Below are 24733 nucleotides of genomic sequence, written 5' to 3'. Positions count from 1 at the left end.
CCAAACTTAAGCAAATTATATGCCTGAAACTGTCGTGTTTGCCTAGAGCGCTGTAACAATAAAAGCGTATAAAAAGGCGCTTCAACGTTACAGCACCCGGACGGCTGGTCGAATGCTGTCGCGCTTACAGGCGGAACTCGTGACCCAGATAGACTTCCTTCACCAGATCGTTGGCGAGGATGGTCGCGGAGTCGCCTTCGGCGATCAACTGGCCGTCGTTGACGATGTAAGCGGTTTCGCAGATATCCAGCGTCTCACGGACGTTGTGGTCGGTGATCAGTACACCAATGCCCTTGGCCTTGAGGTGATGGATGATCTGTTTGATGTCGCCGACCGAGATCGGGTCGACACCGGCGAACGGTTCGTCGAGCAGGATGAACTTCGGTGCCGTGGCCAGTGCGCGGGCGATCTCCACGCGGCGGCGCTCACCACCGGACAGGCTCATGCCGAGGTTGTCGCGGATATGGCTGATGTGGAATTCCTGCAGCAGGCTCTCCAGCTCCTTGCGACGACCGGCCTTGTCGAGTTCCTGACGGGTTTCGAGGATGGCCATGATGTTGTCGGCCACCGACAGTTTGCGGAAGATCGACGCTTCTTGCGGCAGATAGCCGATACCGGCCTTGGCGCGACCATGCATCGGCTGGTGGCTGACGTCCAGATCGTCGATCAGTACGCGACCCTGATCGGCCTGGACCAGGCCGACGATCATGTAGAAGCAGGTGGTCTTGCCGGCGCCGTTGGGGCCGAGCAGGCCGACGATCTGACCGCTGTCGATCGACAGGCTGACGTCGCGCACGACCTGGCGGCTTTTATAGGCCTTGGCCAGGTGCTGAGCTTTCAGAGTTGCCATTACTGGGTTTTCTCGTCGGTTTTCTTCTTCGGCTGGATCACCATGTCGATACGCGGACGCGCTTCGGTAACCTTGCTGCCAGTGGCTCGACCGGCGCTGGCCAGTTTCTTCACCGTGTCATAGACGATTTTTTCGCCTTGAGTGACGTTGTTGTCCTTGTCGATGACCTTGGCCTTGTCGATCAGCACAACGCGGTTCTGCTGCGCGTGGTACTGAATGGTCACGCCGTAGCCCTGGACAGGTTTGGCGTCGCCGGCAGTCTGCAACTGTTCGAAATAAGCGAGGTTGCCCACCGACGTCACGACGTCGATGTCGCCGTTCGGCGCACGGGTCATGGTCACGGTGTTGCCTTTGACGATCATCGAACCTTGGGTGATGATCACGTCACCTTTATAGGTGGCAACGCCATTCTTGTCGTCCAGCTGGGCATCGTCGGCCTGAATGCGGATTGGCTGCTCTTGATCGTTCGGCAGAGCCCAGGCGCTCACGCTTCCCAGTGCTGCGCCCAGACTGAGCAAAATAGGGAGGGTTTTAACGAGCCTCATACTGTCCTCTTACGTTCGATAGCAGGTGTATCCTGCTTTCCTTCAAATACGCTTTCATTCCTACGCCAGTCGATACACCGCCAGCGCCGTCGATTCTAACGGGTTGCTGGGTCTGCGCATATTGCTGCTGCGGAAACACCGTCATGCGAGTGGAGGTGATCAGGGTGTCGCGGTTCTTTTCGTCGGTGCGCTTGACGCGTACCGAGTCGATCAGCTCGACCTCGGTGCCACCGGAATTCACTTCGCCCCGCTCACTGGTCACGTGCCACGGGAAATCGGTGCCACGGAACATGTTCAGATCAGGCTTGGTGACCAGTGTAATGTCGGTCACCTTGACGTGCTCGGCCTTCTCGGACGTCATTTCGTACTGCACTTTGCCGTCTTCGAGGTACTGGATCGTGTGTGTATTGGTCGCATACCAGTCGATCGGGCTTTCTTCTGCCGAGACCGGCGGTTTGTCGAGGAAGCGTTCCGGGCTGATATTCCAGTAGCCCACCGCACCGAATATCGCTGCGATGCAACCGAACAGCAGGATGTTGCGAAACTTTTTGCTAAACATGGTTGGACTCACAGGTACGCGTTGTTGGCGGCGTCGAGGCTGCCTTGGGCGCGCAGGATCAGTTCGCAGAATTCGCGGGCGGCACCTTCGCCGCCACGGGCCTGGGTAACGCCGTGAGCGTGTTCGCGCACGAAGGCAGCGGCGTTGGCCACGGCCATGCCCAGCCCCACGCGGCGGATCACCGGCAGGTCGGGCAGATCGTCACCGAGATAGGCCACTTGTTCATAGCTTAGGCCCAGTTGCTCCAGAAGACCGTCGAGAACGACCAGTTTGTCTTCGCGCCCCTGAAACAGGTGCGGGATCCCCAGGTTCTTTGCCCGACGTTCGACCACCGGGGTCTTGCGACCGCTGATGATGGCGGTCTGTACGCCAGCGTTCATCAGCATCTTGATGCCCTGGCCATCGAGTGTATTGAAAGTCTTGAACTCGCTGCCGTCTTCAAGGAAGTACAGGCGCCCGTCGGTGAGGACGCCGTCGACGTCGAAAACCGCCAGTTTGATGGCTTTGCCGCGTTGCAGCAGATCGGTGCTCATTTACATCACTCCTGCGCGCAGCAGATCGGAGAGGTTGAAGGCGCCGATCGGGCGATCCTCCTCATCCACGACAACCAGCGCGTTGATTCGGTGGTCTTCCATGATTTTCAGGGCTTCGGCGGCGAGCATCTCGGCGCGGGCGGTCTTGCCGTGCACGGTCATCACCTGGTCGATGGTCGCGCTGTGGATATCAATGCTGCGATCCAGGGTGCGGCGCAGGTCGCCGTCGGTGAAGATCCCGGCCAGTTTGCCGTCGGCTTCAAGAATGACGGTCATGCCCAGACCCTTGCGAGTCATTTCCATCAATGCGTCCTTGAGCAGGGTGCCTCGCTGTACCTGCGGCAGCTCCTGACCGGCGTGCATGACATTTTCCACTTTCAGCAGCAGGCGTCGGCCCAGTGCGCCGCCCGGGTGGGAAAAGGCAAAGTCTTCGGCCGTGAAGCCGCGCGCTTCCAGCAGCGCCACGGCCAGCGCGTCGCCCATGACCAGAGCTGCGGTGGTCGAGGAGGTCGGCGCCAGGTTCAGCGGGCAGGCTTCGTGCTCGACGTGAACGTTGAGATTGACCTCGGCGGCCTTGGCCAGCGGCGATTGCGGGTTGCCGGTGACGCTGATCAGCTGGATGCCCAGGCGCTTGATCAGTGGCAGCAGGGTAACGATTTCGTTGGTGGAGCCGGAGTTCGAAAGGGCCAGAATCACGTCGTCACGGGTGATCATGCCCATGTCGCCGTGGCTGGCCTCGGCCGGGTGCACGAAAAATGCCGGGGTGCCGGTGCTCGCCAGGGTCGCGGCAATCTTGTTGCCGATGTGCCCGGACTTGCCCATGCCGACCACCACTACACGGCCCTTGCTGGCCAGAATCATCTCGCAAGCGCGTACGAAATCGGCGTCGATATGGGGCAACAAGCCTTGTACGGCTTCCACTTCGAGGCGGATGGTGCGTTGTGCCGATTGAATCAGGTCGCTGGTTTGGCTCATGTCAGAAATCGTATAGCCCGATGAAAAGGCGGCGATTATAGCGGTTATGTTGAAAAGCCTCACGCAAGTTCGTCGTGCTTTGTCATTCCTCGTTACCAAAACTCTGTAAATAAGGCTCCAGGCCCTTCAACTCGCCGAATGCGGGCCGGTGCAGGCCTTGGGCGCTTGCCCATTGCAGTGATATAGTTCGCCGCCAGTTCGGCCTGCCCGGGATGTAGGGGCTTTCTCAAGAAAGCCAGGCGTCCGAGTGAGAGGCTGCATCGCAAGGAGTTTAGATGAGTGCCGATAACGCCTACGCGGTCGAGCTGAAGGGAGTCTCCTTCAAGCGCGGTGCGCGGAGCATTTTCAATAACGTCGATATCCGCATCCCGCGCGGCAAGGTCACCGGCATCATGGGGCCTTCCGGGTGTGGCAAGACCACACTGCTGCGCCTGATGGGCGCCCAGTTGCGGCCATCCAAAGGCGAGGTCTGGGTCAACGGCCAGAACCTGCCGAAGCTGTCGCGCAGCGACCTGTTCGATGCGCGCAAGCACATGGGCGTGTTGTTTCAGAGCGGTGCGCTGTTCACCGATCTCGATGTGTTCGAGAACGTCGCCTTTCCGCTGCGCGTTCATACCGACCTGCCGGACGAGATGATCCGCGACATCGTGCTGCTCAAATTGCAGGCGGTGGGCTTGCGCGGTGCGATCGAACTGATGCCCGACGAACTGTCCGGCGGCATGAAGCGCCGTGTCGCCCTGGCCCGGGCCATTGCTCTCGATCCGCAAATCCTCATGTACGACGAACCGTTCGTCGGCCAGGATCCGATTGCCATGGGCGTTCTGGTCCGCCTGATCCGTCTGCTCAACGATGCCCTGGGGATCACCAGCATCGTGGTCTCCCACGACCTCGCCGAAACCGCGAGCATCGCCGACTACATCTATGTGGTCGGTGATGGGCAGGTATTGGGGCAGGGTACGCCGGACGAACTGATGAACTCGGATGATCCGCGTATCCGCCAGTTCATGACCGGTGAACCCGACGGCCCGGTGCCGTATCACTTTCCAGCGCCGGATTACCGCGCCGATCTTCTGGGGAAGCGCCGCTGATGCGCAGAATTACATTAATGGAGCGTGTGCGTCGTTTCGGCCTTGCCGGAATCGACAGCGTCGCAGTGTTCGGGCGTTCGACCCTGTTCCTGTTTCATGCCTTGCTCGGGCGTGGCGGCATCGGTGGCGGTTTTGGCCTGCTGGTCAAGCAGCTGCATTCCGTCGGCGTGATGTCGTTGGTGATCATCGTGGTGTCCGGGATTTTCATCGGCATGGTGCTGGCGCTGCAGGGCTTCAACATCCTGTCGAGCTATGGCTCGGAGCAGGCTGTCGGGCAGATGGTGGCGCTGACCCTGTTGCGTGAGCTGGGGCCGGTGGTAACCGCACTGTTGTTTGCCGGTCGTGCCGGTTCGGCACTGACGGCGGAAATCGGCAACATGAAATCCACCGAGCAGTTGTCCAGCCTGGAAATGATCGGCGTCGACCCGCTCAAGTACATCATCGCTCCGCGTCTGTGGGCCGGCTTCATTTCCCTGCCGGTGCTGGCGATGATCTTCAGCGTGGTCGGCATCTGGGGCGGTTCGTGGGTCGCCGTCGACTGGCTGGGCGTCTACGAAGGTTCCTACTGGTCGAACATGCAGAACAGCGTGAGCTTCGGTGACGATGTGCTCAACGGCATCATCAAAAGTGCAGTATTCGCTTTTGTCGTCACCTGGATCGCCGTATTTCAAGGCTATGACTGCGAACCCACTTCCGAGGGGATCAGCCGTGCCACCACCAAGACCGTGGTTTACGCCTCGCTGGCAGTACTCGGCCTGGACTTTATTCTGACCGCTTTGATGTTTGGAGATTTCTGATGCAAAACCGCACCCTGGAAATCGGTGTCGGCCTGTTCCTGCTGGCAGGGATCCTGGCCTTGTTGCTGCTGGCCCTGCGGGTCAGTGGCCTGTCTCCGACTTCGACCACCGATACCTACAAGCTTTACGCCTATTTCGACAATATCGCCGGTTTGACGGTCAGAGCCAAAGTGACCATGGCGGGTGTGACCATCGGCAAGGTCACCGCGATCGATCTGGACCGCGACAGCTTCACCGGTCGGGTAACCCTGCAAGTGGATAAAAGCGTCGACAACCTGCCGACCGACTCCACAGCATCTATCCTGACAGCGGGTCTGCTGGGCGAGAAGTACATCGGTATCAGCGTGGGCGGGGAAGACACCCGCCTGAAGGATGGTGGAACCATCCACGACACGCAGTCGTCTCTGGTACTGGAAGACCTGATCGGTAAATTCCTGCTCAATACCGTTAGCAAAGACGCCAAATGAGGAGCTTTTGAATGATCTCTACCTTGCGACGTGGCCTGTTGGTGTTGCTTGCGGCGCTGCCGCTGGTGGCCAATGCCGTGGCGGCGCCTTCGGCGCATGACCTGGTTCAGGACACCACCAACCGGATGCTGGCTGATCTGGCTGCCAATAAAGAGAAGTACAAGCAGGACCCGGCTGACTTCTACACCGCGTTGAACACCATCGTCGGGCCGGTCGTGGATGCCGAGGGCATTTCCAAGAGCATCATGACGGTCAAGTATTCGCGCAAGGCAACCCCGGCGCAGATGAAGACCTTCGAGGAAAACTTCAAGCGCGGCCTGTTCCAGTTCTACGGCAACGCGCTGCTCGAGTACAACAACCAGGGCATCACCGTCGATGCGCCCAAGGATGAGTCGGGCGACCGCACCAGCGTCGGCATGACCGTCAAGGGCAACAACGGCGCGATCTACCCGGTGTCGTACACCCTGGAGAAGATCAACGGTGAGTGGAAGCTGCGTAACGTGATCATCAACGGCATCAACATCGGCAAGCTGTTCCGTGACCAGTTCGCCGACGCGATGCAGCGCAATGGCAACGACCTGGACAAGACCATCAACGGCTGGGCCGGTGAAGTCGCCAAGGCCAAGCAGTCGGCCGAGCAGAACGAGAAGCCAGCCCAATGACCGAGTCGGCCATTCGTCTGGATCAAGCCAGTGAACTGCAGCTCAGCGGCGTGCTGGATTACCGCACCGCCCCTGACCTGCGCGAGCAGGGCAGGGCGCTGATCAAGTCGTGCAATGCCCCGGCATTGGTGATCGATTGCTCGGCGGTGGAGAAGTCCAGCAGCGTCGGTCTGTCGCTGCTGCTGTGCTTCATTCGCGATGCCAAGGCCGCCGGCAAGGCGGTCAGCATCCGCGGGATGCCCGAAGACATGCGTGAAATTGCTCAGGTCAGCGAACTGACCGAGCTGTTGGCGCAACCCTGAACCCGCATCAATAGAGAAGCCCCCCGTCAGAGTCCTGCGCAGCGGGGTTCGCAGGCGCGGGGCTTTTTTGTATGATGTCCGACCCGTGCGCACAGGGCGCCGATTGAGGTTGAGCATGCAGGCCGTAGAAGTGAAGAGCTTCCTTGAAGGAAAGCTGCCAGGAACGCAGGTGGAAGTTGAAGGCGAAGGCTGCAACTTTCAGCTGAACGTGATTAGTGATGAACTGGCGGCGTTGAGCCCGGTCAAGCGTCAGCAAAGCATCTATGCCCATTTGAACCCTTGGATCGCCGATGGCAGCATCCACGCGGTCACTATGAAATTTTTCAGCAGCGCGGCCTGGGCCGAGCGCACCTGAGCCCTAGGGCGTCGAGATTCTTATGGATAAATTGATTATTACCGGTGGCGCTCGTCTTGATGGCGAGATCCGCATCTCCGGGGCGAAGAACTCCGCCCTGCCGATCCTGGCCGCCACCCTGCTGTGCGATGGCCCGGTTACCGTTGGCAACCTGCCGCACCTGCACGACATCACCACCATGATCGAGCTGTTCGGTCGCATGGGCATCGAGCCTGTGATCGACGAAAAGCTCAGCGTCGAAATCGACCCGCGCACCATCAAGACCCTGGTCGCTCCGTACGAACTGGTGAAAACCATGCGTGCCTCGATCCTGGTACTGGGTCCGATGGTTGCACGTTTCGGTGAAGCCGAAGTCGCACTGCCTGGTGGCTGCGCCATCGGTTCGCGTCCGGTCGACCTGCACATCCGTGGCCTGGAAGCCATGGGCGCAGTCATCGACGTCGAAGGCGGCTACATCAAGGCCAAGGCGCCTGAAGGCGGCCTGCGCGGCGCGCACTTCTTCTTCGATACCGTCAGCGTGACCGGTACCGAAAACATCATGATGGCCGCCGCTCTGGCCAAGGGCCGTAGCGTGTTGCAGAACGCCGCCCGCGAACCTGAAGTGGTCGACCTGGCGAACTTCCTCAACGCCATGGGCGCCAAGGTGTCCGGTGCCGGCACCGACACCATCACCATCGACGGCGTCGAGCGTCTGGGTTCGACCTTCTACAAAGTCATGCCTGACCGTATCGAGACCGGCACCTATCTGGTAGCCGCTGCGGTCACCGGTGGCCGCGTGAAGGTCAAGGATACAGATCCGACCATTCTCGAAGCTGTTCTGGAAAAGCTGCGTGAAGCCGGCGCCGAAATCACCAGCGGCGAAGACTGGATCGAGCTGAACATGCACGGCAAGCGCCCGAAAGCGGTCAACGTGCGCACCGCGCCGTACCCGGCGTTCCCGACCGACATGCAGGCGCAGTTCATCTCGCTCAACGCCATTGCCGAAGGCACTGGCGCCGTAATTGAGACGATCTTCGAAAACCGCTTCATGCACGTGTACGAACTGCACCGCATGGGCGCCAAGATCCAGGTCGAAGGCAACACGGCCATTGTCACCGGTACTGAAATCCTCAAGGGCGCGCCGGTCATGGCTACCGACCTGCGGGCTTCGGCAAGCCTGGTAATTTCGGCCCTGATGGCTGAAGGAGATACGCTGATCGACCGCATCTACCACATCGACCGTGGTTACGAGTGCATCGAGGAAAAACTGCAGATGCTGGGCGCCAAGATCCGTCGCGTTCCGGGCTAATCGCTGCATCTGGACACAGGGAAGTGTCCGTTGAATTCGTTTTGATCGGGGGTGGTAACGCCCTCGATGTATGTCCGGCGCCGATTGCGACCGGACATGAGTACCTTGATAAGGACTGACGTTTCCCATGTTGACCATCGCACTGTCCAAGGGCCGCATCCTTGACGACACCCTGCCGCTTCTCGCCGAAGCGGGCATCGTGCCGACCGAGAATCCGGACAAGAGCCGCAAGCTGATCATCCCCACGACCCAGGAAGACGTTCGCCTGTTGATCGTGCGGGCCACCGACGTGCCGACCTATGTCGAGCATGGCGCGGCCGACCTCGGCGTTGCCGGTAAAGACGTGCTGATGGAATACACCGGCCAGGGCCTGTACGAGCCGCTGGATCTGCAGATTGCCCAGTGCAAGCTGATGACCGCCGGCAAGGTCGGCGCGGTCGAGCCCAAGGGCCGCCTGCGCGTCGCCACCAAATTCGTCAACGTCGCCAAGCGTTACTACGCCGAACAAGGTCGTCAGGTCGACATCATCAAGCTGTACGGCTCGATGGAACTGGCACCGCTGATCGGCCTGGCCGACAAGATCATCGACGTGGTCGACACCGGCAACACCCTGCGCGCCAACGGCCTGGAACCCCAGGAACTGATAGCCACGATCAGCTCGCGTCTGGTGGTCAATAAAGCTTCGATGAAAATGCAACACGCCCGTATCCAGGCGTTGATCGACACCCTGCGCAAGGCAGTGGAGTCTCGACACCGCGGCTGATTTACCTGCGCGACGTTAAGTTGCGCCGTCTATCCGCCTCATAGCCAGAATCTCAGGTGCCCAAGCGGATCGAATGGTAGTTTCGGGCGCCTGAGTTTTTGCCATTCCTATGAGGCTCTCGCTATGACCGCACCGACTGCAATTCGCCGACTCAACGCTGCTGACCCGGATTTCGCGCATCATCTGGATCATCTGCTGAGCTGGGAAAGTGTGTCTGACGACTCGGTCAATCAGCGGGTGCTGGACATCATCAAGGCTGTGCGTGAGCGCGGTGACGCGGCGCTGGTCGAGTTCACCCAGAAATTCGACGGCCTCGAAGTCGCTTCGATGGCGGACCTGATCCTGCCGCGCGAGCGCTTGGAGCTGGCTCTGACCCGCATCACTGTCCCGCAACGCGAAGCGCTGGAAAAAGCCGCTGCCCGCGTGCGCAGCTATCACGAAAAACAGAAGCAGGACTCCTGGAGCTACACCGAAGCCGACGGTACGGTACTGGGCCAGAAAGTCACGCCGCTGGACCGCGCCGGTCTGTACGTGCCGGGCGGCAAGGCGTCGTATCCGTCATCGGTGTTGATGAACGCGATTCCAGCCAAGGTCGCCGGCGTGACCGAGGTGGTCATGGTGGTGCCGACCCCGCGCGGTGAAGTCAACGAGCTGGTGCTGGCGGCGGCGTGCATCGCCGGCGTCGACCGGGTGTTCACCATCGGTGGAGCGCAAGCCGTTGCCGCATTGGCCTATGGCACCGAAAGCGTGCCGCAGGTGGACAAGGTCGTCGGCCCGGGCAACATCTATGTCGCCACGGCCAAGCGTCACGTGTTCGGTCAGGTCGGCATCGACATGATCGCCGGCCCGTCGGAAATCCTCGTGGTGTGCGACGGCCAGACCGACCCCGACTGGATCGCCATGGACCTGTTCTCCCAGGCCGAGCACGACGAAGACGCCCAGGCGATTCTGGTCAGCCCGGACGCCGAGTTCCTCGACAAGGTCGCCGCCAGCATCGACAAACTGCTGCCGACCATGGATCGCGCGACCATCATCGAAACCTCGATCAACGGCCGTGGTGCCCTGATCCACGTGCGCGACATGGCCCAGGCCATCGAAGTCGCCAACCGCATCGCGCCGGAACACCTTGAACTGTCGGTCGCCGACCCGCAGGCCTGGCTGCCGCAGATCCGCCACGCCGGCGCGATCTTCATGGGTCGCCACACCTCCGAAGCGCTGGGCGACTACTGCGCAGGTCCGAACCACGTGTTGCCGACGTCCGGCACCGCGCGTTTCTCCTCGCCGCTGGGCGTGTATGACTTCCAGAAACGTTCGTCGATCATCTTCTGCTCCGAGGCCGGTGCTTCCGAGCTGGGCAAGACTGCATCGATCCTGGCCCGTGGCGAATCGCTGAGCGCCCACGCGCGCAGCGCCGAATACCGCATCAAAGACGACGTGAAGGGGAACTGAACATGAGTAAATTCTGGAGCCCGTTCGTCAAGGATCTGGTGCCGTATGTGCCGGGCGAGCAGCCGAAGCTGACCCGTCTGGTCAAACTCAACACCAACGAAAACCCTTACGGCCCGTCGCCAAAAGCCCTGGCGGCGATGCAGACCGAACTCAACGACAACCTGCGTCTATACCCTGATCCGAACAGTGACCTGCTGAAGAACGCCGTCGCCAAGTATTACGGCGTACAAAGCAATCAGGTGTTCCTCGGCAACGGTTCGGACGAAGTGCTGGCGCACATCTTCCACGGCCTGCTGCAACACGATCAGCCGATCCTGTTCCCGGACATCAGCTACAGCTTCTATCCGGTCTACTGTGGCCTTTACGGCATCGATTTCGATGCGGTGCCGCTGGATGCGCAGTTCCAGATCAACCCGGCGGACTACGCCAAACCGAACGGCGGGATCATCTTCCCTAACCCGAACGCACCGACCGGTTGCCTGCTGGTGCTGGAAGCGGTCGAGCAGATTCTCAAGGCCAGCCCGGATTCGGTGGTGGTGGTCGACGAGGCCTACATCGACTTCGGCGGTGAAACCGCGATCAGCCTGGTCGACCGTTATCCGAACCTGCTGGTCACCCAGACCCTGTCCAAGTCCCGTTCGCTCGCGGGCCTGCGGGTCGGCCTGGCGGTCGGCCATCCGGACCTGATCGAGGCGCTGGAGCGGATCAAGAACAGCTTCAACTCCTACCCGATCGATCGCATGGCCAATGTCGGCGCGGCCGCGGCGTTCGAAGATCGCGAGTATTTCGACAAGACCTGCGCACTGGTCATCGAGAGTCGCGAGTGGGTGGTTGCACAGTTGCAGGCCAAGGGCTTTGAAGTGCTGCCGTCGGCGGCAAACTTCATCTTCGCCCGTCATCCGCAACACGATGCGGCGGGGCTGGCGGCCAAGCTGCGTGAGCAGGGCGTGATCGTGCGCCACTTCAAGCAGGAGCGGATTGCCCAGTTCCTGCGGATCTCGATCGGTACGCCGGAGCAGAATCAGGCGTTGATCGACGGCCTGGGCGAACTCTGAAACGACGCTGATCCCTGTGGGTTTCGTCCCGCAGGGATCAGCGTTGGTTTATTCGTGATGCGGTTCGCCCAGGAACGTCAACGAACTGAACAACCCTCTGCTGCTCACTTCTGAACTGTCCTTCACCGGCACTTCCACCTGCGCCGCAATCACATTCAATCCCTCATTGCGCACCAGCAACTGCGCGCGGCCTTCCTTGTCGGTTTCAGTGCTCAAGGTATTCGGCGCGCTGCGGTAGTCACCGATCAACTTCACGCCCGCGGCCGGTTTGCCATCCAGCAACACACGCACCGGCAATGATTTCCCCGGCCCGACGGTCAGCGGATCGACCTCTGGCAGGATCAGCAATTTGATCTGATCCAGTTTGGGCAGCTTCGCTCCCGGCTGATAAATCGCCAGGCTGTACTTGAGGGTCTCGGTCGACTCGATGGCACCTGGGACTTTGCTGCGCCCCTCGTTCACCCATTTCTTGTCGGCGGTTTGCGACCACATGCCATTGTTCAGGGCTACGGCCATCACCGCCGGCGGTTTCAACGGTTGCAGGCGGGCGTGATCTGCCAGGCGCTGCACACTGACGGGAATCATCTTGCCGCTCGTGTCAAAGGCCCACGCCCCGCTGACTTTCTGCGGTTTGAACGCATTGTCCTCGGCACCGTGGCCGTAGACGACTTCGATATTGCCGCGCCGTTGTTCGGTCCACAAACCATGGGCCGAGGCGTGTGTGGCGAACAGCGCGGCGATGAGCAGCAGGGATTTGCCGTATTGCATGGTGACGTCCTTTTACAGGTTGAGTGTCAGGCTGACCGTGAAATTGCGCGGCTCGCCGGGGTTGACCCAGTAGTTACTGTACGAGCGCTCGTAATACTTTTCGTCGAACAGGTTGTTCAGATTCAGGCCGAGAGTGACGGTGTCGCTGGCCTTGTAATGGGCCAGCAGGTCGACGGTGTGATAGGCCGGCAGCTCGAAATCGCTGCCGGACTCACCCGAGCGGTCACCGACGTAGGTGAACGCCGCGCCGATATCCGAGCCGCGCAAGCGGCCGTCCTGAAACTCATAGACACCCAGCAGGCTGCCGCTGCGTTTGGCCACTCCGAGGATGCGGCTACCGGTGGGGATCGCTGCATCACCCTTGGTGACTTCGGCGTCGATCCAGGCGAAGGCGCCGATCACCCTGACGGCGTCGGTGACTTGCCCGGTGACTTTCAGATCGAAACCCCGGCTGCGGGCCTTGCCCATGGCGCGGCTGGTGTCGGTGCCAGGGTCGAGGGCGAGGACGTTTTCCTTGTCGATATGGAAGAAGGCGAGGGTGCTGCTTAACCGTTCGTCGAACAGCTCGTTCTTGATGCCGATTTCGTAACCCACACCTTCCTCCGGATCGAAGGATTTGCCAGCGGCATCGAGGCCGTTGTTCGGTTTGAATGAGGTCGAGGCGTTGGCGAACAGGCCTGTGTCCGGTGTCAGTTGATAGAGCAGGCCGGCACGTTGGGTGAGTGCATCGTGGCTCTGGCGGCTGGTGGTGTTGCGGCTGTGGTCATCGATGTTTTGCTCAAAGTGCTCGAATCGCGCCCCGATCATCCCGCGCAGTTTTTCGCTGAAGACGATTTGATCCTGCAGGTTCAGCGCATGGCTTTCGACGTGTTCGAAGAAGTCTGTGCCGGAGCGTGCGCCGTTGGGTTTGGGCTGGCCGTACACCGGGTTATAGATATCGATGGCGTAAGGCCCGCCGGCGATGGTGGTGACGCGCTCGTTCTTGCGGAAGTTCTCGTACTCGCTGCCGATCAGCAGTTCGTGCTGCCAGGTGCCGAGGTCGAACAGGCCGCGCAGTTCCAGCTGGGTGATGCTGTCGTGCCAGTTGGTATCGCGTTCGCGATAGCGGCGGTTGATTGTGTGGCCATCGGCATTCAAAGGACGGTTTTCGGAGGCGAATCCCCACAGTTTGCCTTCCTTGTAATGGCTGGCCAGGCGCAGTTTCCAGGCATCGTTGAGGTGGTGCTCAAGCGTGGCTTGCAGTCTGTTGTTGTGGTTGTCGATGTTGCCGTCGTTCGGCTCACCCAGGAATGTCGAGCGCGAGACGCCGCTCCATTTATTGTTTGGCGCAACGATGCCGCGGTCGAAGGTCGAGCTATGACGCACGAATTCGCTCTCCACCAGCAGGCTGGTGTCCGGGTTCAACTGCCAACTGAAAGAGGGGGCGAGGAATACGCGTTTGCTGTCGACGTGATCGCGAAAGCTGTTGTTGTCCTCGACCGCGAGGTTGATTCGCGACAGCACATCACCCTGATCATTCAGCGGCGTGTTGACGTCCAGCGCGGTGCGATAACGATCCCAACTGCCGGCACTGGTTTGCAGGGTAGTGAACGCTTCGGGCTGCGGTTTCTTGGTAACGATGTTCACCGTACCACCCGGATCGCCTCGGCCGTAAAGGCTGGCGGCCGGTCCTTTGAGCACTTCGATGCGCTCGATGTTGGCAGCGTCCGGTGTGCTCGGGTAACCACGGTTGGCGCTGAAGCCGTCCTGGTAAAACTCGGAAGTGGTGAAGCCGCGCACGCTGTATTCGTAAAGTGTCAGGCCGCCGAAGTTGTTTTGCTTTGAAACGCCACCGGCGAAATCCAGCGCGCGCTCGACGCTGGTGCTGCCCAGATCCTTGAGTACGCTGGCGGGCACCACGCTGATGGCCTGCGGAATATCGCGGATTGCGGTGTCGGTTTTGGTGGCGCTGGACGAGCGGGTAGCGCGGTAGCCTTTGACCGGGCCGGTAGGGGATTCGTAATCGGAGGTGACGCTGATGGCGTCGAGTTCGAGCGTTTGCGGTTCATCGGCAAACACGGGATCGCCAAGCAGGCCAAGGGTCAGGCCGAGGAGGGAGGCCTTTTTTCGAGACGACATGTTATGTTGTTCCAATGTGCTAATTGAAACAATATAACATGCCTGTTGAGAATGTCTGTTATTCGCGCCAATGACGCGAACAAAGTCTTACTCTTCTTTTTCCTTCACCGGAGCCGGCGGCGGACGCAGGCCGATTTCAGCGGTCAGCTTCAACTCCTTGCCATTGCGCATCACCTGAATCGTGACCTTGTCGGTCGGCTTGATCCGCGCCACCTGGTTCATCGACTTGCGACCATCACCGGCCGGTTCGCCGTCGATGCTGAGAATTACGTCACCCAGTTGCAGGCCGGCCTTCTGTGCCGGGCCGTCGCGGAAAATCCCCGCCACCACGATCCCCGGACGGCCCGACAGACCGAACGACTCGGCCAGTTCCTGAGTCAATGGTTGCACTTCGATGCCCAGCCAGCCGCGAATCACCTGACCGTGCTCAATGATCGACTTCATCACTTCCATCGCCAGTTTCACCGGGATCGCGAAACCGATGCCTTGCGAGCCGCCGGACTTGGAGAAGATCGCGGTGTTGATGCCGGTGAGGTTGCCGTTGGCATCGACCAGCGCACCACCGGAGTTGCCCGGGTTGATCGCCGCGTCGGTCTGGATGAAGTCTTCGTAGTTGTTCAGGCCCAACTGGTTGCGGCCGGTGGCGCTGATGATGCCCATGGTCACGGTCTGGCCGACGCCGAACGGGTTGCCGATGGCCAGCGCGACGTCGCCGATGCGGATGTTGTCGGAACGGCCGACGGTAATCGCCGGCAGGGTTTTCAGGTCGATCTTCAGGACCGCGAGGTCGGTTTCCGGGTCGCTGCCGATCACTCGGGCCAGGGTTTCGCGACCGTCCTTGAGCGCCACGACGATCTGGTCGGCGCCGCTGGTGACGTGGTTGTTGGTCAGAATGTAGCCTTCCGGACTCATGATCACGCCGGAGCCGAGGCTCGATTCCATGCGCTTCTGCTTCGGCGAGTTGTCACCGAAGAAGCGGCGGAACTGCGGGTCTTCGAACAGCGGATGGCTCGGCTTGTTGATGACTTTGGTGGTGTAGAGGTTCACCACTGACGGCGCGGCGATGGTCACCGCGTCGGCATAGGACACCGGCCCCTGCTGCGTGCTGGTGGTCTGCGGGGCCTGTTGCAGGTTGACGTCGAGGCTCGGAAGCCCGACCCACTGCGGGTAACGCTGAATAATCAACAGAGCGATAAGCACGCCGGCCAACAGCGGCCAGCCGAAAAAACGCAGCGCCTTGAGCATTAAGCACGTCCTGGAAAAGTTGCAGGCGGGGTCAGACCGCCCATAATGTCGCGCATTATACGAGGCCGCGCGTGCCTCTGAACGGGATTTTCAGGAGTCTTTCATGGCCGTCGCCCTCAGTACCCTGGTCGAAGAAGCCGACCGCTACCTCGGCAGTGCGAAAATTGCCGATTATTGCCCCAACGGCCTGCAGGTCGAAGGCCGTCCGCAGGTGATGCGCATCGTCAGCGGCGTCACCGCCAGCCAGGCGTTGCTTGATGCCGCCGTCGAGGCCGAAGCCGATCTGGTGCTGGTGCATCACGGTTATTTCTGGAAGGGCGAGAACCCGTGCATCACCGGCATGAAGCAGCGTCGTCTGAAGACGCTGCTCAAGCACGACATCAGTCTGCTCGGTTATCACCTGCCGCTGGATCTGCACCCGGACGTCGGCAACAACGTGCAGCTGGCCCGTCAGCTGGACATCACCGTCGAAGGTCCGCTGGACCCGGACAATCTGAAGATCGTCGGTCTGGTCGGTTCGCTGAACGAGCCGATGACCCCGCGTGATTTCGCCCGCAAAGTACAGGAAGTCATGGGCCGCGAGCCGCTGCTGGTCGAAGGCAGCGCGATGATCCGCCGGGTCGGCTGGTGTACCGGCGGCGGGCAGGGCTACATCGACAACGCCATCGCGGCCGGCGTCGATCTGTTCCTCAGCGGTGAAGCCTCTGAGCAGACGTTCCATAGCGCCCGGGAAAACGACATCAGCTTCATTGCCGCCGGCCACCACGCCACCGAACGCTATGGCGTGCAGGCGCTGGGTGACTATCTGGCGAAGCGTTTTGCCCTCGAGCACATCTTCATCGACTGCCCGAATCCGATCTGACTTTTCCCTGAAAGCACCCGAACGGGCGGGCATATTCATATACCCTTTCGATCTAGTTGGCTTCCTGATTAGAAGAGGTCGCTGTGCTAGGATTCCTCGCTCGAACACGGCCCGCTGGCCGTTCATAAGAAAGCTTTCGTGAGTAGCCATGGTCGACAAACTGACGCATCTGAAACAGCTGGAGGCGGAAAGCATCCACATCATCCGCGAGGTGGCCGCCGAGTTCGACAACCCGGTGATGCTGTACTCCATCGGTAAAGACTCCGCCGTGATGCTGCATCTGGCACGCAAGGCGTTCTTCCCGGGCAAACTGCCGTTTCCGGTGATGCACGTCGACACCCGCTGGAAATTCCAGGAGATGTACAAGTTCCGCGACAAGATGGTCGAAGAACTTGGCCTGGACCTGATCACCCACGTCAACCCGGATGGCGTTGCGCAGGGCATCAACCCGTTCACCCACGGCAGCGCCAAGCACACCGACATCATGAAGACCGAGGGCCTGAAGCAGGCGCTCGACAAGCATGGTTTCGACGCCGCTTTCGGCGGTGCCCGTCGCGATGAAGAGAAGTCCCGCGCCAAGGAGCGCGTCTACTCGTTCCGCGACAGCAAACACCGCTGGGACCCGAAGAACCAGCGTCCGGAGCTGTGGAACGTCTACAACGGCAAGGTCAACAAGGGCGAATCCATCCGCGTATTCCCGTTGTCGAACTGGACCGAGCTGGACATCTGGCAGTACATCTACCTCGAAGGCATCCCGATCGTACCGCTGTACTTCGCGGCCGAACGCGAAGTGATCGAGAAGAACGGCACGCTGATCATGATCGACGACGAGCGCATCCTCGAGCACCTGTCTGATGAAGACAAAGCGCGCATCGTCAAAAAGAAAGTGCGTTTCCGTACCCTTGGCTGCTACCCGTTGACGGGCGCGGTGGAGTCCGAGGCCGAAAGCCTGACGGACATCATTCAGGAAATGCTCCTGACGCGAACTTCCGAGCGCCAGGGCCGGGTCATCGACCACGATGGCGCAGGCTCGATGGAAGACAAGAAACGTCAGGGTTATTTCTAAGGGGTTGTCATGTCGCACGCATCTGATTTGATCAGCGAGGACATCCTCGCCTACCTGGGCCAGCACGAACGTAAAGAACTGCTGCGCTTTTTGACCTGCGGTAACGTCGATGACGGCAAGAGCACTCTGATCGGGCGCCTGCTGCACGACTCGAAGATGATCTACGAAGATCACCTCGAAGCCATTACCCGCGATTCGAAGAAAGTCGGCACCACCGGTGACGACATCGACCTGGCATTGCTGGTCGACGGCCTGCAGGCCGAGCGCGAGCAGGGCATCACCATCGATGTCGCCTATCGCTATTTCTCCACCGCCAAGCGCAAATTCATCATCGCCGACACCCCCGGCCATGAGCAGTACACCCGCAACATGGCCACCGGTGCGTCCACCTGTGACCTGGCGATCATCCTGGTCGACGCCCGTTACGGCGTGCAGACCCAGACCCGTCGCCACAGCTTTATCGCATCCCTGCTGGGCATCAAGCACATCGTCGTCGCCATCAACAAGATGGACCTCAAGGGCTTCGATCAGGGCGTGTTCGAGTCGATCAAGGCCGACTACCTGAAGTTCGCCGAAGGCTTGAAGATGAAGCCGACGAGCATGCACTTCGTGCCGATGTCCGCTCTGAAGGGCGACAACGTGGTGAACAAGTCCGAGCGCTCGCCGTGGTACACCGGCCAGTCGCTGATGGAAATCCTCGAGACCGTGGAAGTGGCGGGCGACCGCAATTTCACCGATCTGCGTTTCCCGGTGCAGTACGTCAACCGTCCGAACCTGAACTTCCGCGGTTTCGCCGGCACTCTGGCCAGCGGCATCGTCAAGAAGGGCGACGAAGTCGTGGTCCTGCCGTCGGGCAAGAGCAGCCGCGTGAAATCCATCGTCACCTTCGAAGGTGAACTGGAACACGCAGGTCCTGGCCAGGCGGTAACGCTGACCATGGAAGACGAAATCGACATCTCCCGTGGCGACCTGCTGGTACACGCCGACAACGTTCCGCCGGTGACCGACAGCTTTGAAGCGATGCTGGTGTGGATGGCTGAAGAGCCGATGCTGCCGGGCAAGAAATACGACATCAAGCGCGCCACCAGTTACGTGCCGGGCTCCATCGCCAGCATCGTCAACAAGGTCGACGTCAACACCCTCGAAGAAGGCCCGGCGAGCGCGTTGCAGCTCAACGAAATCGGCAAGGTGAAGATCGCGCTCGACGCGCCGATCGCCCTCGACGGTTACGACAGCAACCGCACCACCGGCGCGTTCATCATCATTGACCGTTTGACCAACGGCACCGTCGGCGCCGGCATGATCGTCGCTCAGCCGGTGACCCATGGCACGGCTACGCATCACGGCAAACTGGCCCATGTAGCAACCGAAGAGCGTGCCCAGCGTTTCGGTCAGCAACCGGCCACCGTGCTGTTCAGCGGCCTGTCAGGCGCCGGCAAGAGCACGTTGGCGTACGCGGTCGAGCGCAAGCTGTTCGATCTGGGTCGTGCGGTGTTTGTGCTGGATGGTCAGAATTTGCGTCATGACCTCAATAAGGGGCTGCCGCAGGATCGCGCGGGTCGCACCGAGAACTGGCGTCGTGCCGCGCATGTGGCGCGTCAGTTCAACGAAGCGGGTCTGCTGACGCTGGCTGCGTTTGTGGCGCCGAGTGCTGAAGGTCGTGAGCAGGCGAAGGATCTGATTGGCAAGGAGCGTTTGCTGACGGTTTATGTTCAGGCTTCGCCGACTGTGTGTGCTGAGCGTGATCCGCAAGGTTTGTATGCTGCGGGTGGCGATAACATTCCGGGTGAGTCGTTCCCGTATGACGTGCCGCTGGATGCTGATCTTGTGATCGACACCCAGTCGTTGTCGCTGGATGAAAGTGTGAAGCAGGTGTTGGATCTGTTGCGTAAGCGTGGCGCGATTTAAGCGTTAGCTGCGAATGAAAAAGCCCGCTGATGAGTGATTATCGGTGGGTTTTTTTTTGGGTGTTTGGGGTGAATATCCGTTGCTGCGGTAACGGCTTCTTATGGTTTCGCCCTTACGGCGAGTCACTTTTTTCAAACGCCAAAAAAGTAACCAAAAACGCTGGGCCCCGGCGTTCGGCACCTCGCTTTGGCTCGGTGTTCCTTCGTTACGGGATTCATCCGGGGGCATCGCCTACGGTTTGCTTCGCTGCACCTCCTCTCGATGCATGCGGCTGCGCCGCACGGTCGCTGCGCTCCCACCCCCTGATGAATCCCTCCACTCAGCCGGCCGAAGGGGCCGGCACGTCAAGAGCGGTACTCGAGCTAACGCTCATTGTGTTGAGTGGTGGGAAGCTAAAAGCGAACTGTTTCCTGTGGGAGCCAGCCTGCTGGCGATGGCGGCCTGACAGATGACCAATTTCTGTCAGGTGTTCCCACAGGGGGTATCAGCGTCGGTTGGGATATTCGCGGTGCATCTGTTCCAGCAATGCATCCTTGTCTTGCCACAGTTGGTTGATCCAGCCTTGGAATTGCAGGCGGTATTCGCCGTCCTGGTCGTAGTTTTTGCCGATGAACTGGGGTGGGATTTTCAGTTCTTCGAAGTGCACTACTACGTCTCGTACATTGCCGCACAGCAGATCCCAGAAGCCCGGGCGTCCGCCGGGGTAGTGGATGGTGACGTTGACGATCGATTCCAGTTGTTCGCCCATCGCATCCAGTACGAACGCGATGCCGCCGGCCTTGGGTTTGAGCAGGTATTTGAACGGTGATTGCTGCTGCGTGTGTTTGCCTTCGGTGAAGCGTGTGCCTTCGACGAAGTTGAAGATGCCTACCGGGTTGTCGCGGAATTTCGCGCAGGTCTTGCGGGTGGTTTCGAGGTCTTTGCCTTTCTTTTCCGGGTGTTTTTCCAGATAGGCTTTTGAATAGCGTTTCATGAACGGGAAGCCCAGTGTCCACCACGCCAGACCGATGACCGGGACCCAGATCAGTTCCTGCTTGAGGAAGAACTTCAGTGGCTGGATGCGTCGGTTTAGCACGTATTGCAGCACCAGAATGTCGACCCAGCTCTGGTGGTTGCTGGTGATCAGGTACGAGTGTTGATAGTCCAGGCCTTGCAGGCCGCTGAGGTGCCAGCGGGTGCGGCGGACCAGGTTCATCCAGCCTTTGTTGTTGCTGATCCAGGCTTCGTGGGTGTGGCTCATCAGCCAGCGCGAGGCGCGGCGGGCGAGGTCGAACGGCAGCACTTTGATCAGTGCCACGAGAAACAGGAACGAGCACAGCAGGATCGTGTTCAGCGCCAGCAGCAGCGCGGCGATCACGCCGCGCAGGGGGGCAGGGAGAAAAGCCAGCATCGGGTCAGATATCCAGAGGTCGGTTGGCAGCCTGAATCGCGGTCAGGGCGATGGTGTAGACGATGTCGTCGACCTGCGCGCCGCGCGGCAGGTCGTTCACCGGTTTGCGCAGGCCTTGCAGCATCGGGCCGAGGCTGACGCAATCGGCGCTGCGCTGCACGGCTTTGTGGGTGGTGTTGCCGGTGTTCAGGTCGGGGAACACGAATACCGTGGCGCGACCGGCCACCTGGCTGTTCGGCGCCAGTTGTCGGGCGACGGTTTCGTTGGCGGCGGCGTCGTATTGCAATGGCCCGTCGATCAGCAGCGAGTGCTGTTGTTCGTGGGCGAGCAGGGTGGCTTCGCGGACTTTTTCGACTTCCTCGCCGGTAGCCGATTCGCCGCTGGAGTAGCTGATCATCGCCACGCGCGGGGTGATGCCGAAGGCGGCGGCCGAGTCGGCGCTTTGCAGGGCGATTTCGGCCAGTTCGCTGGCGCTCGGGTGCGGGTTCATCACGCAGTCGCCGTAGACCAGCACTTCTTCGGGGAAGAGCATGAAGAACACCGACGATACCAGCGTGCAGCCCGGCGCGGTCTTGATCAGCTGCAAGGCCGGGCGGATGGTGTTGGCGGTGGTGTTGATGATGCCGGAGACCAGGCCGTCGACTTCATCCAACGCCAGCATCATGGTGCCGATCACCACGGTGTCTTCCAGTTGTTGCTCGGCCATCGGCGCATTGAGGCTTTTGCTCTTGCGCAGGGCGACCATCGGTTCGACGTAGCGCTCGCGGATCAGATCCGGATCGAGGATTTCCAGCCCCGGCGGCAACACGATGCCCTGTGCCCGGGCGACGGCTTCGACGTCCGCCGGTTTGGCCAACAACACACAACGGGCGATCCCGCGCTCCTGGCAGATCGCCGCCGCCTGCACGGTGAACGGCTCGCTGCCTTCAGGCAGGACGATGCGCTTGTTCGCCGATTGTGCACGCTGAATCAATTGATAACGGAATACCGCCGGCGACAGGCGCATTTCCCGCGGCGTGCCGCAGCGCTGGTGCAGCCAGTTGGCATCCAGATGGCTGGCGACGAAGTCGGTGATGATCTCCGCGCGTTCGCGGTCATCGACGGGGATTTCCTTGTTCAGGCCATTGAGCAGGTTGGCGGTGTCGTAGGAGCCGGTGCTCACCGACAGCACCGGCAAGCCAGCCTGCAATGCGCCGCGGCACAGATCCATGATGCGCGGATCGGGCAGGGTGTCGCTGGTCAGCAGCAGGCCGGCCAGTGGTACGCCGTTGATGGCGGCAAGGCTGACGGCGAGGATGATGTCGTCGCGATCGCCGGGGGTCACCACCAGCACGCCGGGCTTGAGCAGGTCCACGGTGTTGCGCATCGTGCGTGCGCAAATGATGGTCTTGGTCATGCGCCGGGTTTCGTAGTCGCCGGCGTTGAGCACCTGGGCGCCCATCAGGTCGGCGACGTCGCGGGTGCGCGGGGCGTTGAGTTCGGGCTGGAACGGAATGCAGCCGAGCAGACGGAAATCACCAGTGCGCAGCAACGGCGAATGCTCTTTCAGACGCGCGGCGAAGGCGTCCATGCTTTCGTCGGTCTTGACCTTGTTGAGGATCACGCCGAGGACTTTCGGGTCTTTCGGCCCACCGAACAGTTGCGCCTGCAACTCGACGCGGCCGGACAGTTCGGTCAGCACTTCGTTTTCCGGGGCCGAGACCAGAATCACCTCGGCATCCAGGCTCTTGGCCAGGTGCAGGTTGACCCGCGCGGCGTAGCTGGCGCTGCGGGTCGGCACCATGCCTTCGACGACCAGCACGTCTTTGCCGATGGCGGCCTGCTGGTAGAGAGTGATGATTTCTTCGAGCAACTCGTCGAGCTGGCCGTCGCCGAGCATCCGCTCGACGTGGGCCAGACCCAAGGGTTGCGGCGGTTTCAGGCCGTGGGTGCGCGCCACCAGTTCGGTGGAACGCTCAGGGCCGGTGTCGCCCGGATGCGGCTGGGCAATCGGTTTGAAGAAGCCGACTTTCAGCCCGGCCCGCTCCAGCGTACGCACCAGCCCGAGGCTGATGGAGGTCAGACCCACACCAAAGTCGGTGGGCGCGATAAAAAAAGTTTGCATGCGGATTCTCTAAGGGTGCATGGCAATGGCGATCGTCTCTGTGTGCCGATCTGCCGAATTTCAGTCGCCAAGGTTATCGCTAACCGAGCCTTGAGCGCACCAACCGCAAGCAAAGGGTTGGCCTATTTTTTCAATACGTTGCGTTGCGTCCAGCACCCATGCCCTCGACTGCCACGGCGGCTGGTGGCGCAGGTGCTGGGTGTGGCCGCAGGACAGCTCGGCGACCCAGTGGCCGTCCTCGTCCTGATGGAATCCGGTGACGGTCACGGGCTCCAATCGATCCCGTCTGTCCGGGTTCTGTTCGCTTTCGGGCAAATCCTTGTTTAGACTTGTCCGTTCTTCATTCTTATGCAAAAGGTCTCGCCCCATGCTGATCGCCGCCAATAAGGCTGTCTCCATCGACTATACCCTGACCAACGACGCTGGTGAGGTCATCGACAGCTCCGCCGGCGGCGCTCCGCTGGTCTACCTGCATGGCGCAGGCAACATCATCCCGGGCCTGGAAAAAGCCCTGGAAGGTAAAGAAGTCGGCAACGAGCTGGACGTTTCCGTCGAGCCGGAAGATGCCTACGGCGAATACGCCGCTGAACTGGTCAGCACCCTGAGCCGCAGCATGTTCGAAGGCGTTGACGAGCTGGAAGTCGGCATGCAGTTCCACGCTTCGGCGCCGGACGGCCAGATGCAGATCGTCACCATCCGTGACCTGGACGGCGACGACGTCACTGTCGACGGCAACCACCCGCTGGCCGGTCAGCGCCTGAACTTCAAAGTGAAGGTCGTTGCCATCCGTGACGCCAGCCAGGAAGAAATCGCTCATGGTCACGTCCATGGCGAAGGTGGCCATCACCACTGATTTTCTGCGCTAAGCTTCGAGTACTGGAGAGGCGCCCGAGGGCGCCTTTTTAGTCCGCGGCTGTCCTTGGTGGCCTCGCCAAGTGGCTGTTTCGAGTAGAAAACGGGAATCTGGAGTTCGTCATGAGTGCTTTTCACGACCTTAAGTTGACAGCCCTGGATGGTCAGGAGCTACCGCTGGCACCCTTCAAGGGCCAAGTCGTGCTGGTGGTCAACGTCGCCTCCAAATGCGGCTTGACCCCACAGTACGCGGCGCTGGAAAACCTTTATCAGCAATACAAAGGCAAAGGCTTCAGTGTGCTGGGCCTGCCGTGCAACCAGTTTGCCGGTCAGGAACCGGGCAGTGAGCAGGAGATCCAGGAATTCTGCAGCCTCAACTATGGCGTGAGTTTTCCGTTGTCGAAAAAGCTCGAAGTCAACGGTCACGACCGTCATCAGCTCTACCGCCTGCTGGCGGGCGAGGGCGCGGAGTTTCCCGGTGACATCACCTGGAATTTCGAGAAATTCCTGCTCGGCAAGGACGGTCGGGTACTGGCCCGGTTCTCGCCGCGCACGGCGCCGGATGATCCTTCGGTGATTACGGCGATTGAAAAAGCCCTGAGCTGAAACGCAAAAATCGCAGCCCTCGAGCTGCGATTTTTTTCGCCTGCCTTTTGACCCTTAATCATTCAGATCAATAGTGCTATCGCACGTTTGCAACTCCGCATATTATCGCCGTCATATGAATCGCAT

Annotated in this window: 26 protein-coding genes; 15 read left to right on the top strand and 11 right to left on the bottom strand. The window is 60.5% G+C overall.

The features are described 5' to 3' along the window. Positions 1-124 precede the first annotated feature (124 nt). Genes lptB through AC1Q9F_RS08855 form a run of 5 tightly spaced genes read right to left on the bottom strand, consistent with a single transcriptional unit; the run spans position 125 to position 3462 of the window. Positions 125-850, bottom strand: coding sequence for an LPS export ABC transporter ATP-binding protein (gene lptB, locus AC1Q9F_RS08875; protein ID WP_007953572.1), 726 nt, complete (start codon positions 848-850; stop codon positions 125-127). Beyond that, a complete protein-coding gene (gene lptA, locus AC1Q9F_RS08870) occupies positions 850-1395 on the bottom strand; it encodes a lipopolysaccharide transport periplasmic protein LptA (RefSeq protein WP_207985039.1) in 546 nt (181 codons plus the stop codon). The genes lptB and lptA overlap by 1 nt, the downstream gene beginning before the upstream one ends. Beyond that, positions 1382-1954, bottom strand: coding sequence for an LPS export ABC transporter periplasmic protein LptC (gene lptC / locus AC1Q9F_RS08865; RefSeq protein WP_127796935.1), 573 nt, complete (start codon positions 1952-1954; stop codon positions 1382-1384). Before lptC ends, lptA begins: the two co-directional genes overlap by 14 nt. An 8-nt stretch (positions 1955-1962) precedes the next feature. Further along, a complete protein-coding gene (locus AC1Q9F_RS08860) occupies positions 1963-2487 on the bottom strand; it encodes a KdsC family phosphatase (protein WP_011332476.1) in 525 nt (174 codons plus the stop codon). Then, on the bottom strand, positions 2488-3462 hold the full coding sequence (locus AC1Q9F_RS08855; RefSeq protein WP_011332477.1) for a KpsF/GutQ family sugar-phosphate isomerase: 975 nt from the start codon (positions 3460-3462) through the stop codon (positions 2488-2490). 275 nt (positions 3463-3737) lie between these two features. Here AC1Q9F_RS08855 and AC1Q9F_RS08850 point away from each other — a divergent pair, with 275 nt between their 5' ends. From AC1Q9F_RS08850 to hisC, 10 genes are all read left to right on the top strand, one after another. Then, complete coding sequence (locus AC1Q9F_RS08850; protein ID WP_085746930.1) at positions 3738-4550, top strand: ATP-binding cassette domain-containing protein; 813 nt, start codon at positions 3738-3740, stop codon at positions 4548-4550. Next, positions 4550-5347, top strand: coding sequence for a lipid asymmetry maintenance ABC transporter permease subunit MlaE (gene mlaE, locus AC1Q9F_RS08845; RefSeq protein ID WP_007953561.1), 798 nt, complete (start codon positions 4550-4552; stop codon positions 5345-5347). The genes AC1Q9F_RS08850 and mlaE overlap by 1 nt, the downstream gene beginning before the upstream one ends. Then, positions 5347-5814: an outer membrane lipid asymmetry maintenance protein MlaD gene (gene mlaD / locus AC1Q9F_RS08840; RefSeq protein WP_007953559.1), complete on the top strand. Its 468-nt coding sequence runs from the start codon at positions 5347-5349 to the stop codon at positions 5812-5814. The genes mlaE and mlaD overlap by 1 nt, the downstream gene beginning before the upstream one ends. A gap of 11 nt (positions 5815-5825) precedes the next feature. Next, positions 5826-6476, top strand: a complete 651-nt coding sequence (locus tag AC1Q9F_RS08835) for an MlaC/ttg2D family ABC transporter substrate-binding protein (RefSeq protein ID WP_007953558.1) — start codon at positions 5826-5828, stop codon at positions 6474-6476. Further along, positions 6473-6778, top strand: coding sequence for an STAS domain-containing protein (locus AC1Q9F_RS08830; protein WP_207985040.1), 306 nt, complete (start codon positions 6473-6475; stop codon positions 6776-6778). Before AC1Q9F_RS08835 ends, AC1Q9F_RS08830 begins: the two co-directional genes overlap by 4 nt. 115 nt (positions 6779-6893) lie before the next feature. After that, on the top strand, positions 6894-7133 hold the full coding sequence (locus AC1Q9F_RS08825) for a BolA family protein (RefSeq protein WP_007953556.1): 240 nt from the start codon (positions 6894-6896) through the stop codon (positions 7131-7133). A gap of 22 nt (positions 7134-7155) precedes the next feature. Then, positions 7156-8421, top strand: coding sequence for a UDP-N-acetylglucosamine 1-carboxyvinyltransferase (gene murA / locus AC1Q9F_RS08820; RefSeq protein ID WP_207985041.1), 1266 nt, complete (start codon positions 7156-7158; stop codon positions 8419-8421). A 127-nt stretch (positions 8422-8548) separates the two neighbouring features. Then, positions 8549-9184: an ATP phosphoribosyltransferase gene (gene hisG / locus AC1Q9F_RS08815; protein WP_007953554.1), complete on the top strand. Its 636-nt coding sequence runs from the start codon at positions 8549-8551 to the stop codon at positions 9182-9184. Positions 9185-9307: 123 nt separating this feature from the next. Then, positions 9308-10633, top strand: coding sequence for a histidinol dehydrogenase (gene hisD, locus AC1Q9F_RS08810; protein WP_108559608.1), 1326 nt, complete (start codon positions 9308-9310; stop codon positions 10631-10633). Between the two features lie 2 nt (positions 10634-10635). Further along, entirely contained in the window at positions 10636-11688 is a 1053-nt protein-coding gene (hisC, locus tag AC1Q9F_RS08805; RefSeq protein WP_492619530.1) for a histidinol-phosphate transaminase, read from the top strand. A 48-nt stretch (positions 11689-11736) separates the two neighbouring features. Here hisC and AC1Q9F_RS08800 read toward each other — a convergent pair whose 3' ends face one another. From AC1Q9F_RS08800 to algW, 3 genes are all read right to left on the bottom strand, one after another. Next, on the bottom strand, positions 11737-12456 hold the full coding sequence (locus AC1Q9F_RS08800; protein WP_492619531.1) for a DUF4198 domain-containing protein: 720 nt from the start codon (positions 12454-12456) through the stop codon (positions 11737-11739). A gap of 12 nt (positions 12457-12468) precedes the next feature. Further along, the gene (locus AC1Q9F_RS08795; protein WP_492619532.1) at positions 12469-14574 is read right to left on the bottom strand and encodes a TonB-dependent siderophore receptor; all 2106 of its coding nucleotides are present in this window, start codon (positions 14572-14574) and stop codon (positions 12469-12471) included. An 87-nt stretch (positions 14575-14661) separates the two neighbouring features. Further along, positions 14662-15819 (bottom strand): Do family serine endopeptidase AlgW, encoded by a 1158-nt coding sequence (algW, locus tag AC1Q9F_RS08790; RefSeq protein WP_492619533.1) that lies wholly within the window; start codon positions 15817-15819, stop codon positions 14662-14664. Positions 15820-15922: 103 nt separating this feature from the next. On the opposite strand from algW, the gene AC1Q9F_RS08785 reads away from it, so the two are divergent. The 3 genes from AC1Q9F_RS08785 to cysN all read left to right on the top strand — a co-directional run bounded on the left by AC1Q9F_RS08785 (position 15923) and on the right by cysN (position 19655). Continuing rightward, positions 15923-16681: a Nif3-like dinuclear metal center hexameric protein gene (locus AC1Q9F_RS08785; RefSeq protein ID WP_207985047.1), complete on the top strand. Its 759-nt coding sequence runs from the start codon at positions 15923-15925 to the stop codon at positions 16679-16681. Positions 16682-16829: 148 nt separating this feature from the next. Then, on the top strand, positions 16830-17747 hold the full coding sequence (gene cysD, locus AC1Q9F_RS08780; protein ID WP_007953546.1) for a sulfate adenylyltransferase subunit CysD: 918 nt from the start codon (positions 16830-16832) through the stop codon (positions 17745-17747). Between the two features lie 9 nt (positions 17748-17756). Further along, entirely contained in the window at positions 17757-19655 is a 1899-nt protein-coding gene (gene cysN, locus AC1Q9F_RS08775; RefSeq protein ID WP_492619534.1) for a sulfate adenylyltransferase subunit CysN, read from the top strand. Between the two features lie 484 nt (positions 19656-20139). On the opposite strand, the gene yihG is transcribed toward cysN, so the two are convergent. From yihG to AC1Q9F_RS08760, 3 genes are read right to left on the bottom strand one after another with little or no spacing between them, the layout of a single operon-like run. Continuing rightward, positions 20140-21045: a 1-acylglycerol-3-phosphate O-acyltransferase, YihG family gene (yihG, locus tag AC1Q9F_RS08770; RefSeq protein ID WP_492619535.1), complete on the bottom strand. Its 906-nt coding sequence runs from the start codon at positions 21043-21045 to the stop codon at positions 20140-20142. A 4-nt stretch (positions 21046-21049) separates the two neighbouring features. Further along, on the bottom strand, positions 21050-23149 hold the full coding sequence (pta, locus tag AC1Q9F_RS08765; protein ID WP_492619536.1) for a phosphate acetyltransferase: 2100 nt from the start codon (positions 23147-23149) through the stop codon (positions 21050-21052). 60 nt (positions 23150-23209) lie between these two features. Further along, the gene (locus AC1Q9F_RS08760; RefSeq protein WP_492619787.1) at positions 23210-23518 is read right to left on the bottom strand and encodes a DUF3565 domain-containing protein; all 309 of its coding nucleotides are present in this window, start codon (positions 23516-23518) and stop codon (positions 23210-23212) included. Here AC1Q9F_RS08760 and AC1Q9F_RS08755 point away from each other — a divergent pair. Beyond that, the gene (locus tag AC1Q9F_RS08755) at positions 23517-24002 is read left to right on the top strand and encodes an FKBP-type peptidyl-prolyl cis-trans isomerase (protein WP_007959084.1); all 486 of its coding nucleotides are present in this window, start codon (positions 23517-23519) and stop codon (positions 24000-24002) included. The two genes, AC1Q9F_RS08760 and AC1Q9F_RS08755, sit on opposite strands and share 2 nt — an antisense overlap. A 122-nt stretch (positions 24003-24124) precedes the next feature. Further along, positions 24125-24607 (top strand): glutathione peroxidase, encoded by a 483-nt coding sequence (locus AC1Q9F_RS08750; protein ID WP_007959082.1) that lies wholly within the window; start codon positions 24125-24127, stop codon positions 24605-24607. The last annotated feature ends 126 nt before the right edge of the window (positions 24608-24733 follow it).

This window comes from Pseudomonas sp. GW823-FHT04A03 (assembly GCF_058796615.1).
The sequence above is the reverse complement of the archived record's forward strand: the minus strand, read 5'-3'. Positions and strand labels throughout refer to the sequence as shown.